The sequence below is a fragment of the Komagataeibacter xylinus genome (assembly GCF_009834365.1).
Taxonomy (GTDB): Bacteria; Pseudomonadota; Alphaproteobacteria; order Acetobacterales; family Acetobacteraceae; genus Komagataeibacter; species Komagataeibacter xylinus_D.
Window position 1 is genome coordinate 677,267 of sequence record NZ_CP041348.1, and the last position, 12,563, is coordinate 689,829.

The 12,563-nt window shown below is 65.9% G+C and carries 13 protein-coding genes; 3 read left to right on the forward strand and 10 right to left on the reverse strand.

The annotated features are described in order from the left end of the window. Positions 1-57: 57 nt before the first annotated feature. The 9 genes from FMA36_RS03190 to FMA36_RS03230 all read right to left on the reverse strand — a co-directional run bounded on the left by FMA36_RS03190 (position 58) and on the right by FMA36_RS03230 (position 9,019). Positions 58-1,095 (reverse strand): glycosyltransferase, encoded by a 1,038-nt coding sequence (locus FMA36_RS03190; protein ID WP_159260766.1) that lies wholly within the window; start codon positions 1,093-1,095, stop codon positions 58-60. Between the two features lie 24 nt (positions 1,096-1,119). Further along, the gene (locus FMA36_RS03195) at positions 1,120-2,181 is read right to left on the reverse strand and encodes a WD40 repeat domain-containing protein (protein WP_159260768.1); all 1,062 of its coding nucleotides are present in this window, start codon (positions 2,179-2,181) and stop codon (positions 1,120-1,122) included. Further along, positions 2,178-3,179, reverse strand: a complete 1,002-nt coding sequence (locus FMA36_RS03200; RefSeq protein ID WP_159260770.1) for a CobW family GTP-binding protein — start codon at positions 3,177-3,179, stop codon at positions 2,178-2,180. The genes FMA36_RS03195 and FMA36_RS03200 overlap by 4 nt, the downstream gene beginning before the upstream one ends. Positions 3,180-3,279: 100 nt before the next feature. Beyond that, positions 3,280-4,374: a glycosyltransferase family 4 protein gene (locus tag FMA36_RS03205; protein WP_159263557.1), complete on the reverse strand. Its 1,095-nt coding sequence runs from the start codon at positions 4,372-4,374 to the stop codon at positions 3,280-3,282. A gap of 14 nt (positions 4,375-4,388) precedes the next feature. Next, complete coding sequence (locus FMA36_RS03210) at positions 4,389-5,057, reverse strand: glutathione S-transferase family protein (RefSeq protein ID WP_159263558.1); 669 nt, start codon at positions 5,055-5,057, stop codon at positions 4,389-4,391. Beyond that, on the reverse strand, positions 5,057-6,154 hold the full coding sequence (mnmA, locus tag FMA36_RS03215) for a tRNA 2-thiouridine(34) synthase MnmA (RefSeq protein WP_159260772.1): 1,098 nt from the start codon (positions 6,152-6,154) through the stop codon (positions 5,057-5,059). Before mnmA ends, FMA36_RS03210 begins: the two co-directional genes overlap by 1 nt. Positions 6,155-6,279: 125 nt before the next feature. After that, positions 6,280-6,594, reverse strand: coding sequence for a ferredoxin family 2Fe-2S iron-sulfur cluster binding protein (locus tag FMA36_RS03220; RefSeq protein WP_061273819.1), 315 nt, complete (start codon positions 6,592-6,594; stop codon positions 6,280-6,282). 30 nt (positions 6,595-6,624) lie between these two features. Beyond that, positions 6,625-7,806 carry a cysteine desulfurase family protein gene (locus FMA36_RS03225; protein ID WP_159260774.1) on the reverse strand — a complete coding sequence of 394 codons (1,182 nt, stop codon included), beginning with the start codon at positions 7,804-7,806 and terminating at the stop codon, positions 6,625-6,627. 79 nt (positions 7,807-7,885) lie between these two features. Further along, a complete protein-coding gene (locus FMA36_RS03230; RefSeq protein WP_159260776.1) occupies positions 7,886-9,019 on the reverse strand; it encodes a cysteine desulfurase family protein in 1,134 nt (377 codons plus the stop codon). A 586-nt stretch (positions 9,020-9,605) separates the two neighbouring features. Here FMA36_RS03230 and FMA36_RS03235 point away from each other — a divergent pair. The 3 genes from FMA36_RS03235 to FMA36_RS03245 all read left to right on the forward strand — a co-directional run bounded on the left by FMA36_RS03235 (position 9,606) and on the right by FMA36_RS03245 (position 12,105). Next, entirely contained in the window at positions 9,606-10,271 is a 666-nt protein-coding gene (locus tag FMA36_RS03235) for an alpha/beta hydrolase (RefSeq protein ID WP_110569457.1), read from the forward strand. Positions 10,272-10,383: 112 nt separating this feature from the next. Then, positions 10,384-11,631 carry a tyrosine--tRNA ligase gene (gene tyrS, locus FMA36_RS03240; protein ID WP_167518003.1) on the forward strand — a complete coding sequence of 416 codons (1,248 nt, stop codon included), beginning with the start codon at positions 10,384-10,386 and terminating at the stop codon, positions 11,629-11,631. Between the two features lie 3 nt (positions 11,632-11,634). Beyond that, complete coding sequence (locus tag FMA36_RS03245; protein ID WP_159260780.1) at positions 11,635-12,105, forward strand: DUF4186 domain-containing protein; 471 nt, start codon at positions 11,635-11,637, stop codon at positions 12,103-12,105. A gap of 68 nt (positions 12,106-12,173) precedes the next feature. On the opposite strand, the gene FMA36_RS03250 is transcribed toward FMA36_RS03245, so the two are convergent. Next, positions 12,174-12,506, reverse strand: a complete 333-nt coding sequence (locus FMA36_RS03250) for a Rieske (2Fe-2S) protein (protein WP_159260782.1) — start codon at positions 12,504-12,506, stop codon at positions 12,174-12,176. Positions 12,507-12,563: the final 57 nt, after the last annotated feature.

Below are 12,563 nucleotides of genomic sequence, written 5' to 3' on the forward strand. Positions count from 1 at the left end.
TTTCAAAAAGCTTCGAAGAACGCCGCCTTTTTGAAAAAAGGCGGCACCCAGAAACTTTCATTCGTTTTTCGCCTGTAGCACCCGATCATAGAAGGCCAACCATTGGTTGGTTACGGCCTGCGGCGTAAAGCCTGCCTCGTAATCGCGCGTGCCGCCAGCCGCAATACGCGCGGCAAGGGCGGGATCATCGATCACCGCGCGGATGGCCGTAGCCAGCGCCGGTGCATCATCTATGGGCACCAGCATGCCGTTTTCACCGTTGCGGATATGGGCGCGCGGGCCGTCCGCCGCACAGGCAACCAGCGGCACGCCCGCTGACCAGGCATCGAGAATGACGGTGCCGAACGGCTCATAGCGCGAAGGCAGCACGCACAGGTCGGCTGCCGCCAGCAAGGCCCCCCGATCCGAGCGCCAGCCCAGAAAATGCACCCGATCCGCTACCCCCAGTCGCGCCGCCTGCGCCCCAAGGGCCGCGCGCAGTTCGCCCTCGCCTGCCAGCCATACATGGCAGCGCGGCAGGGTGGGCAGCGCATCAAGCAGGGTTTCCAGCCCCTTGGCCGGGTGCAGGCGCGAAAGCACCAGCAGCACCGGGGCATCGGGCGGCGTATCAAGCGCCTGCCGGGATACCGGCGGCTGTGGTTTGACGGAGGGGAACGTGGGAATATAGGCCACGCGGTCCGCTGGCGCACCACGCGCGACCATAGAGGCCGCCATATCCGCCGTGCAGCCCACAAACCAGTCGCAATGCGCAAACGGGCGCAGGTCCTTGTAATTGCCGAACCAGCCAATCACCGGCACCCCGGTGTCCGCAGGCACGATCTCGGCCGCGCGGCGCAGCCAGCAGTGAATGATGTCGGGCTGCATGTGCCCGATCAGCCGCCGCAGGGCATGCCGGGCGGCAGGACGCAACGGCAGGCGCAGCGGGGCGGTATGCACGTCCATGCCCGCCGCCCGCATGGCGGGCACGCGCGGGGCTGCGGGGTGCATGACCACGCCCTGTTCAAGCCCTGCCTCATGCAGGCTGCACATGACATCGGTGGCATAAAGCTCCGCTCCGCCATTGCCCTTCGCCGCCATGACATGCAGCACCCGCATGCGTTTTCCCGCCCCCTTGCTGCTTTATTTGGCCGACAGGTCGATCACGGCGGCGCGGCCATCTTCCGTACCAAACGCCAGCGCACAGCCATCGGGGCTGAAGGCAAGCGCGGTCACGGCCCCCTCGCCCGCCATGCTGACCGGCAGCAGGCGCTGGGCATTGGTATCGACCATCAGCACCGCGCCATCGGCAAAGCCTGCGGCCACGATGTCATGCACCGGGTGGCAGGCAACATGGGTGCACATGATGCCGGGAATGCCGCCAGCCTCCGCCGGTGGCTTGCCCATCGGGCCGCCACCAAAAAACGGCCACATCACGATGGTGTCCGCCCCGCTGGTCACCAGCCATTTGCCATTGCGCGTAAAGGCCATGGACTGCACCTTCGACGGGTAGCCGCTCATGCGCATGTTGTGCCCATCCGACAGCCGCCAGCCATGCAGTTCCGATTCCTGCATGGAAGTGACCAGCGCCTCGCCAGTGGGATGGATGGCAATGCCGATATGGCTGCCCTTCCATTCCAGCTGACGGGGGTTATCCACCTTGGCCTGCACGAACCACATCGATGCGCCATTGTAGTGCGAGGCCGCGATGCGCTTGCCCTTGGCGTCAAACACGATGCCGCTGACGGTGGAGGGATGTTCGAGCACCTTGAGCGTGTCGCAGCCCGCCGCATCACGCAGTTCGACCTGCTTGCCGGATGCAAAGGCGATCACGCCACCCTTGTCACCCGCCCAGGTGGTGATGTGCTCGATCCAGCGCCGCCCCTTTGCCAGTTCGCTCACGGTGCCATCGGCGGCAATACGGCGCAGGCTATTGTCATCGCCGCCGGTCAGGAAGCCGGTGGGGGCAGCATCGGGGGCGATGGACAGCACCGAGCCGTCATGCACGGTCTGCACATCCCACGCATCCGACCGGCCCCAGTCGGCGCGATTGGCCACCATCACGTCGCCCTCGGCCGTGGCGAAGGCGATCTGCTGGCTGTCACGCGCAATGGCGCAGCCGGTGATCTGGCCTTCAAGCTGGCGCTGCGCCCCCCGGCGTTCGAGCAGCGAGGGGGGCATGGTGTCGTTCATGGTGCCGCTCATTTCGCACGGCAGCTTTCAAAACCGCGACGCAGGCGCGGGCGGTTGAGGTTGCGGCCAATGAAGACAAGGCGCGACACATGCGGCTCGTCCTTCTTCCACGGGCCGATAAAGCCGCCATCGGCCATCATGTGCACTGCCTGAAAGGCGAAGCGCTGGTCTTCGCCCGCATAGTTCAGGATACCCTTGGCGCGCAGGATATCCGCCCCCTGCTCCTGCAGCACGGCCCCGATCCAGGCCTGGAACTTGGCGGCGTCGAGCGGTTCCTCCACTTCAAAGGACATCGACGTCACATCAGCCTCATGCGAATGGCTGGTGTCCTCAAGAAAGTTGGGGGCATGCTCGAGCGCGCGCTGCAGGTCAAAGCCGCCCTGGTCGAGCACGTCAGACAACGGCACGTCGCCGCGCTTCGCGCGGTGGATACGGCACACGGCGTTGATGGAGCGGATGCGCTTTTCAATCGCCTCAAGCCCTGTTTCATCCACAAGATCGACCTTGTTGAGGATGATGACATCGGCAAAGGCGATCTGGTTCACCGCCTCGGGGCTTTCCTCCAGTGTCGGGAGCACGTTGTAGGCGTCGACCACGGTCACCACTGCATCGAGCCGGGTCTTGCCGCGCACGTCTTCATCGACAAAGAAGGTCTGGGCCACGGGGGCGGGGTCGGCAAGGCCGGTGGTCTCGACGATGATGCCGTCAAACTTGGCGCGCCGCTTCATGAGGTTGCCGAGGATGCGGATCAGGTCGCCACGCACGGTGCAGCAGATGCAGCCGTTATTCATCTCGAACACTTCCTCGTCGGCATCGACCACGAGGTCGTTGTCCACGCCCAGCTCGCCAAACTCATTGACCACCACGGCGTATTTGCGGCCATGCTGGGCGGTGAGGATATGGTTGAGCAGCGTGGTCTTGCCTGCGCCGAGGAAGCCCGTCAGCACCGTAACCGGCACGAGGGCGTTCGTAGCTGTGGCGTCAGGTACGGCCTGAACGGTATCGGACATGGAACCTCCAGTGTTTGGGCATGGGCCTTGTGTGCCCAGATATAGGACGGCGCACCGGCCTCTCCCATACCTGCACGGCATAAAAACGCAAAACGCGGCCTCAGATACGGCGGCGCAGGGCTTCGGCCCGCATGTGGGCGCGGCACGCACGGGCATGCTCCATGCCAAAATGCAGCGCCTGCGCCCGCCCGCGCGCGGCAAGGTCCACGCGCAGGGCCGGATCATCCATCAGCCGGGCGATGGTCTGTGCCAGTTCCGGGGCAGTCTGGGGCGGGCAGAGCAGGCCGCCATCGCGCACGACCTCCGGCAGGCCGCCGGTGGATGTCGCGACAAGGGCAGCGCCTGCCGCCATGGCCTCCAGCGCCACAAGGCCAAAGGGCTCGAGCCAGCGGCTGGGCACGACCACGATGGCAGACCGCGCCATGGCGGCCAGCACATCCGCATGCGGCCGGTAGCCCTCAAGCCTGATGCCTGCCCTTCTGGCGCGGGGCAGCAGTTCCGCAATGAAAGGGGTTAAGGGTGCATCGGCACGGAACCGGTCGCCCCCGATCATGTCAAAACGCCAGTGCGGGTAAGCGGGTGCCAGTCGGGCGCAGGCCTCCACAAACAGGTCGGCGCCCTTGGTCTCCACCAGGCGCCCGGCAAACAGCACCTGTGGCGCGCGATCCGGCATGGGCAGCACGCTGGGGGGAATGGCCACCCCGTTGGGCGAGACGCCAACCCACTGCCCAGCCGTGGCAGGCACGCCTTCCATGAAGCGCTGGCGCACCCAGCCGGACACGCAGGCCACGTTCATCCACCGCAGCAGGTTCGCGCGGCGGGCGGGTGTCTCGGTCCCGTTCATGCCATGCGGGTCGTTATGCAGCACCAGCAGCACATGCTGGCCGGGGCGGCTGCGGGCGATATGCAGAGCGATCTCGGGCCGGTTATGCACCTCGACCACCGCGGGCGCGATATCACGCACGATCCGCAGCACGGCGGCGGCATAACGGTGGCGCCGGTTGCCCGGCGGCCACAAACCGGGGCGCACTGCCCGGTATTCATGGCCGGGCAGTAGCGTGGGGCCTTCCACCGGCGCGCCGATGATGACATCATTCGGCCCAGCAAGGGCCGCGACCTGCAGGCCGACCGCGCCCACGGCCCCCGTGCTGAAGCCTTCACGCGCAGGCAGCACCACCGCTACGCGCCAGGGCAGGGTCTCCACGGGGTTCAGGCGATGCCTTCGAAGCGCGCCTGCTGCCACTGCTTTGGCTCCCGGGCGGCAAGCTGGTACCATTCCTCCATGAGCGGATGCGCGCGCACGGCGGTCATGTAGGCCCGTGACTCCGGCGAGGGGCCAACGCCATAAGACAGGAAGCGCGAGACGATGGGCGCGAACATGGCATCCGCCATGCCGAATTTTTCCCCGAACAGGAAATCCCCACCCTTGCCAAAATCCAGCCGCGCCTCTGTCCAGATCGCGTCGATCCGCGCGATATCGGCATCGATATCCGCCGTGGTGCCTGCGGCCAGCGGGCGGTTCTCGCGCCCGGTATTCATGGGCATGGCGGAACGCACGGCGCGAAAGCCTGCATGCATCTCGGCGGCGATGCTGCGGGCATAGGCGCGCGCGCGGACATCGGCAGGCCACAGGCCAGGGGCCTGCTCGGCGCAGTATTCACAGATGGCCAGGCTCTCCCACACGGCGGCGCCGTCATGTTCAAGGTAAGGTACCTTGCCATTGGGCGAGATGGTGCGGATGGCGGGCGTCTCGCCATTATCGGCCAGCGGAATCACCTGCTCGCGCACGTCAAGCCCGGCCAGGCGCACCGCAAGCCACCCGCGCAGCGACCATGATGAATACCGCCGCGTGCCAATGACCAGAATACTGTCGTTCATCATGCCGCCTTTCCTTCGCCTTCGGTCTCGACCCGGCGGATGAACCCGCCACCGAGCACCCGGCTGCCATCATACATCACGCAGGCCTGCCCCGGCGCGGGCACGGCCCCCTCATCAAGCACCACGCGGGCAGCGCCATCGGGCAGCGCCCATACGGTGGCGGCGCGCGCTACCTCGCGCGCGCGGATCTGCACTTCGCAGCGCAGGCCCTGTGGCCCCGGCTGCGGCACCAGCCAGTTCATGTTGCGCAGCACCAGCGTGCGGGCCACGGCGTGGGCACGCGGGCCGATCACCACGCGCCTGCGGGCAGGCTCGATGCCCACCACCATCTGCCGCTCGCCCGCCAGCATGGCGGCATTGCCCAGCCGCTTGCTCTGCCCCACGGTGTAGCGGCTCACGCCTTCATGCTCGCCCACCACCTGACCGGACTGGTCCACGATCTCGCCCGCGCCGGTTATGTCGGGGCGCAGCTTTTCCACCAGGGCGGCGTAGGAACCATCGGTCACGAAACACAGGTCCTGGCTGTCGGGCTTGGCGGCCACGGCCAGGCCAAAGCGCTCGGCCTCGGCGCGGACAGCGGCCTTGTCCGGCATGTCGCCTAATGGAAAGCGCAGGAAATCAAGCTGGTCGCGCGTGGTGGCGAACAGGAACCATGACTGGTCCCGCCCTTCATCAACAGGGCGGTGCATCTCCACCCCATCGGGGCCTTCCACGCGGCGCACGTAATGCCCGGTGGCCATGGCATCGACCCCAAGGTCACGCGCCATGCCCAGAAGATCGGTGAATTTCACGCCCTGGTTGCAGGCCACGCACGGCACCGGGGTCTCGCCGGCAGCATAGGCATTGGCGAAGGTGTCGATCACGCTGTCCTGAAAGCGGCGTTCGGCGTCGATCACGTAATGGGGGATGCCGAGCCTGTCGGCCACGCGGCGGGCATCGTGTATGTCGCGCCCGGCGCAGCACGCGCCCTTTTTCTTGCTCTCGCGGGAATCGTAGAGCTGGAGGGTCGCGCCAATGACCTCGTGCCCTTCGGCCACGAGGCGCGCGGCAACGACGGAACTGTCCACCCCGCCAGACATGGCCACAAGAATACGCATGGGCTCGGTTCCACTTTCCCTAAACAGGCAATGCCCGGAGAACTATCAGCCTCCGGGCACCACACGTCAAACATCATCCTGCCCGCCCGCGCCATAAATCACGCAGACGGCATGGTCCGTCCCGGTCAGGACGTGCTGGGCAGGCGCACCACGAGGCCATCGAGTGCTTCGGTCATCACGATCTGGCAGCCCAGGCGCGAGGTCTTTTCCAGCCCGAAGGCAAGGTCGAGCATGTCTTCCTCATCTTCGGTCGGCGGCGTCAGCTTGGGCGCCCATTCGGGGTCGACCACCACGTGGCAGGTCGCACAGGCCAGCGAGCCTTCGCATGCGCCTTCAAGGTCAACGCCGTTCTTGTGCGCGATTTCCAGAACCGACAGGCCCAGCGGGGCCGCGACTTCGCGGCGGGTGCCATCACGCTCGATGAATACTATATGAGCCATCTTTTCCATCCTGCCTGTGCGTTGCGCCCGTTACAGAGGCGCAGCGCTGCCTTGCGCGCGGCAATGTGCCACCGCGCGACACAGGATCGCCGCCGCGCGATCCACTTCGGCGGGTGAGGTATAGCGTCCGACCGCCAGACGCAAGCCTTCCGCCGCCTGCCCGGCCTCAAGCCCCATTGCACTGAGCACATAGGACGGCACGACTTCCGCCGAGGAACACGCCGACCCGGTGGACAGGCACAGCTCGGGGGCCGCTGCCAGCAGGTCGAGCGCGCGCACTCCCTCGAAGCCTATGTTCAGGTTGGCCGCAAGCCTGGCCTGCATGCCGCCATGCACCCGCAGGCCGGGGCAGCCCGCCACAAGGGCAGCCAGCATGCGGTCGCGCAGGGCGGCGATGCGGGCGCGCTCGGCGGCTCCTTCAAGCCGGGCAATGCGGCATGCCGCGCCAAAACCGATGATCAGGGGCGCAGGCAGCGTGCCCGAGCGCAGGCCGCGCTCCTGCCCCCCGCCCGAGAACAGCGGGGCCAGCCGCACGCGTGGCCTGCGCCGCACGAACAGCGCGCCCACCCCTTTTGGCCCATACAGCTTGTGCGCCGAGACGGAGGCCAGATCGAGATCCCACGCCCTGACATCAACTTCCACCTTGCCCGCCGCCTGCGCCAGATCACTGTGCAGCAGGCTGCCCGCCTGGCGCACGATCGGGGCCAGCGCTGCAAGATCGTGCAACACTCCGGTCTCGTTATTGGCGGCCATGATGGAGGTGAGCAGGGTGGGCACCTCAAGGGCTGTGGCCAGCACATCGGGGTCGAGCGTGCCATCGGGCCGCACGGGCAGGATCACCGGCTCGCAGCCCTCGGCTGCAAGGTCACGCACCGATTCCAGCACACATTTGTGTTCGGTCGCCACCGTGATGACCCGCCTGCGCGGGTCGCCGCGCGCGATCAGGTGGCGCACGGCCCCCTTGATGGCGAGGTTGTTGGCCTCGGTCGCCCCTGAGGTGAACACGATCTCACGCGATTCCGCCCCGAGCAGGGCCGCAACTTCACCGCGTGCCTGTTCCACCGCATCATGCGCGGCGCGACCTGCCGCATGGTCAAGGCTGTGGGGGTTGGCGAAGCTGTAGGCAAACCACGGCATCATTTCGTCCATCACGCGCGGATCGCACGGGGTGGTGGCCTGATAGTCGAGATAGATCAGGGCAGGATCGGTCATGCGTCCTCTCCGCATGCATGGGGCAGGCAGGGCATCATTTCAGCCACGCCATGCGCCGAACGGTTTACGATGGGTCGGGTCATGCAACCGCTCCGGCCTGTGCGGGCAGACGGGCCGCCATGGCCGTATAGGCGTTGATGAAGCCCTGCACGTCCGCCTCGCTCACCGACCATGGCAACGAGACACGGATGGCGCAGCCTGCGCCCTCGCCCAGCCCCATGGCTTCAAGCACATGCGACCGCGCCACCTTGCCCGATGAGCACGCCGCGCCAGCTGAAACGCCATAACCCGCAATGTCGAGCGCGATGAGCTGAGTCTGCGCGCGCCGTCCGGGCAGCAAAAGGCTGGTGGTATTGGCGAGGCGCATGGCGCCTGCCCCGCACACGCTGGCCCCGGCCGTCACGGCTGCCGCCTCGATCCGGTCGCGCCATGCGCCGAGTAGTCCGGCCTGCGCCGCCATGCCCGCAACCGCGGCCTTTGCCGCCGCAGCCATGCCTGCAATGGCGGGCAGCGCTGGCGTGCCGCCGCGCCGCCCCTGTTCCTGCCCGCCACCTGCCAGCAGCGGTGGAATGGCATGGAACCGCGCGCCTGCCAGCAACAGCGCACCCGCGCCCTTCGGCCCACCGAATTTATGGCCCGAGATCGCCACGCTGTCCGCACCGAGTCCGTCGACGCCAAAGGCGATGCGGCCTGCCGCCTGCACCGCATCCACATGCAGCAGCGCGCCATGGGCGTGGCACAGATCAGCAATCTCGCGCACGGGGTTGATGACGCCGGTCTCGTTATTGGCCAGCATGGCGCAGACCAGCGCGGGCGGCCCTTCCGCCACCAGCATGCGCTCAAGGGCGGCCAGGTCCAGCACGCCATCGGCCCGCACGGGAATGGCCGCACCCGGGGCCGCAGCGCGTACGGCATCATGTTCGCTTGCGCCCACGAGCACGCGTCTGCCGCCTGCCTGCCCGGCAATAGCCAGCACATTGGCTTCCGTGCCGCCTGAGGTGAACACGCAGTTCTCGGCCGTAGTTCCGAACAGGGCCGCGATATCCTCACGCGCGGTCTCGAGCACGGCGCGGGCAGCACGTCCCGCCCGGTGCACGGAGGCCGGGTTGCCCGCCACGACTGCCGCCTGCGTCATGGCATCACACGCTTCGGGCCGGATGGGCTCGGCGGCGTTGGCATCAAGATATGTAAAACGGTCGCTCAGGGTGCTCATGCTGTCCAGCCATATGGGTTGCGCCAAGTCCTTTTGCGACGGGAATTACGATTTATCTGGCGTTTTGTGAATCCACACCGCTATAAGGCAGCGCAACATAATATTTATTGCAACGTGTTATGGGTGATGGACACCCCTTTCCCCATACCGCTGCCTCAATGTCGCCCGCCCGCCATCCGGGCCATGGCAAGGAGAGCGAACCGACACGAGACACCCGGCGCATAGCCCATAAAAGGGATGTTGCCCACGGTCCGGGCCATGGCCATATACCGCCATATCTGCCTTCCGCGCAGGGCACGCCTGCCGAAGATGCACTGTTACCCGGTAGGCATAATGCCCATTATTCATTTTGGTTGGTATATTTCCGGTCGGGCACGCCGGGCCGGGTCACTTCTGCTTTTCGTGCTGTAACCACCGGGTGAATACAGGCCGCCTGCCTGCACCCGACACGCGTAACAGCCCGAAGACAGCACTTTTTTCTCTGCCTGCCGACCTGACGGGGCATCGCCGGTCGGGCAGGCTGTCACAGCAACCGTTCCCGTTGCAATGCCTGGAATGCACGGGGAGATGCAAATGCGGGATACCTATGCCTGAGGTCATGTTTGCCGGCCCTGATGGCCGCCTGGAAGGTCGATACCACCACTCAAGCGCGCCCAACGCGCCGCTTGCCCTGGTGCTCCATCCCCACCCGCTGCATGGCGGTACCATGAACAACCGCATCACCTACGCCATGTACCGCGCGTTCGAGAAGATGGGCTTCTCGGTCATGCGCTACAACTCGCGCGGGGTCGGCCGCTCGCAGGGGCGCTATGATGGTGGCATTGGCGAAATTTCAGATGCCGCCGCCGCCCTTGACTGGATGCAGATGGTCAACCCCAACGCCAGCGGGCTGTGGATCGCGGGCTATTCCTTCGGGGCCTTCGTGGGCATGCAGTTGCTCATGCGCCGCCCCGAGATTACCGGCTGGATCAGCGTGGCGCCCCCTGCCAACTACTATGATTTCGGCTTCCTCGCACCATGTCCGTGCGGCGGGCTGATGATTGCGGGCGAGAACGATGAACTCGTGCCCGAGCCCGCCGTGCGCAAACTTGTTGACAAGCTGAACACCCAGAAGGGCGTGAGCGTGGATTACCGCATCTTCAAGGGGGCCGACCACGTGTTCGCCAACCAGGCCGAACAGGTGGCCGAAGCGCTGGAAGACCATGTGAGCACGGTCATGAACCGCAAGATGCTGGCGCTGGCGGCGGACTGATTCATGCCCCGGTCTGTTCCGGGCGGTTTCATCAACGCCAGCTAACATGCTAGAGGCTTGTCCGCGCCGGGGCGGCCCGGCCAGCGACGGACCTTACAGCGCGGAACAGATCATGCCCAAGAGTGAATTCCTCCGGGAAGCCGAAGCACGCGGCTTCATATTCCAGTGCACCGACATGGAGGCGCTCGACGCTGCCATGCAGGCCGGACCGGTGGGGGGCTATATCGGGTTCGACCCCACGGCGGACAGCCTGCACGTGGGCAGCCTGATCCAGATCATGATGCTGCGCCTGATGCACCGCCACGGCCACCGCCCGGTGGCCCTTGTGGGCGGTGGCACCGCCAGGATCGGCGACCCCTCCTTCCGCGAGGAAGCCCGCAAGCTCATGACGGCGGACACCATCGCCACGAACCTGCGCGGGGTGGAAGCGTGCCTGCGGCAGTTCCTGCCGCTGGGCACCGCCCCTGACGCGCCGCTCCTGACCAATAATGCCGACTGGCTGGACAAACTCTCCTACATCGACCTTCTGCGTGACGTGGGCATTCATTTCTCCATTAACCGCATGCTCTCGTTCGACTCGGTGCGCTCGCGGCTGGAGCGTGAGCAGGGGCTGACCTTCCTGGAGTTCAATTACTCCATTCTCCAGTCCTATGACTTCCGCGAACTCAACCTCCGTCATGGCGTAACGCTCCAGATGGGGGGATCGGACCAGTGGGGCAACATCGTATCGGGCATCGACCTGGTGCGCCGCATGAACGGGGCGCAGGTTTTCGGCCTCACAACGCCACTGCTCACCACAAGTTCCGGCGCCAAGATGGGCAAGACGGCGCAGGGCGCTGTGTGGCTCTCGGCCCAGCGGCTGCCGGTGTTCGATTACTGGCAGTTCTGGCGCAATGTGGAGGATGCGGATGTGGGCCGTTTCCTCAAGCTGTTTACCGAACTGCCCATTGAGGAATGCGACCGACTGGCAGCCCTTGAAGGTGCCGGGATCAATGAGGCGAAAAAGGTGCTGGCCACCGAGGCCACGGCACTGTGCCACGGCCGCGCTGCTGCCGAGGAAGCCGCCGAGGCCGCCCGCCGCACCTTTGAGGAAGGCGCCGTGACGGCTGCGGCCCTGCCCACCACCACCGTGCCCGCGGCATTGCTGGCCGAAGGCGTGCCGGCCTTCCGCCTGTTTGTTGAAGCCGGTTTTGCCGCCAGCAATGGCGAGGCCCGCCGCCTGATCCGTGGTGGGGGCGCGCGCGTGAATGACGTGGTGGTCAAGGACGAGGCACAGATCATTACCGATGCCGACCTGGTTGAAGGTGCGGTCAAGCTCTCGGCAGGGCGCAAGCGCCACGTTCTGGTCCAGCCGGGCTGAGCCATGGCCCGCAGGCCCGCACGCAAGGCAGCCCCGGCGCAACAGACTGACCTGTTTGCGCCTGCCGTACCGCGCGCCGTGCCTGCGCCACTGGCCGACCTGTCCGCCCTGCCCCCTGTCGCACCGGAATTATGGGCGCGGCTGGCCTACTCCAAGTTCCGCGCCCGCTTCCACCTTGGGGACAAGGAACGGGATTATCTTGCCGAACGGGGCCTGCCCGAAGTCATGCGCCACGCGGCGGACTTCATTGCCACCCGCCTTGCCCCCGCACACCCCGCGCGTGATGGCAGGCAGACCCCATGGCGCGGGCACCCGGTCTTCATTGCCCAGCATGCCACCGGCACCTGCTGCCGGGGCTGTGTTGCCAAATGGCATGCCATGCCTGAAGGTGAAATGCTTGATGCGCAGCAACAGGCCTATCTGCTGGCAGTCATACAGGCATGGCTCAGGCGCGATTACAGCCGGGAACCATAAAGAATTTTCCGGTAAAGCTTTGAAGAACGTCACTTTAAAATAAAGACGGCACCAAAAGATATCCATCATCAAATCCGCGCCCAGACTTCATCCCCGCTGATCCAGCTTTCATAGGATTGTGGCATCGGCCCTGCGGCCTCCATCCGGCCACCGGGAGCCTGCGCACGGCCATCGGCGCCAAAGGTCCACATATGCAGCGGGCAGACAATGCGGCCATACAGCACGTAGCCATCAGACAGGCGGGCATTGCCATGCGGGCAGCGGTCATCAATCACGGCGGGGTGGTCATCCTCCACCATCCACACCACCACGGCCCGGCCATCGCACATCACGCGCTGCGGGGCCTCAAGTGCTGCTGATCGTGTGCATAACACGCGGGAACCCGGTAACGCCTGTTTCATTGAGTGCATGCTCCCCGCTGGTTTGCGGTTATCATTTTACGCACCGGGCGTGTGTCG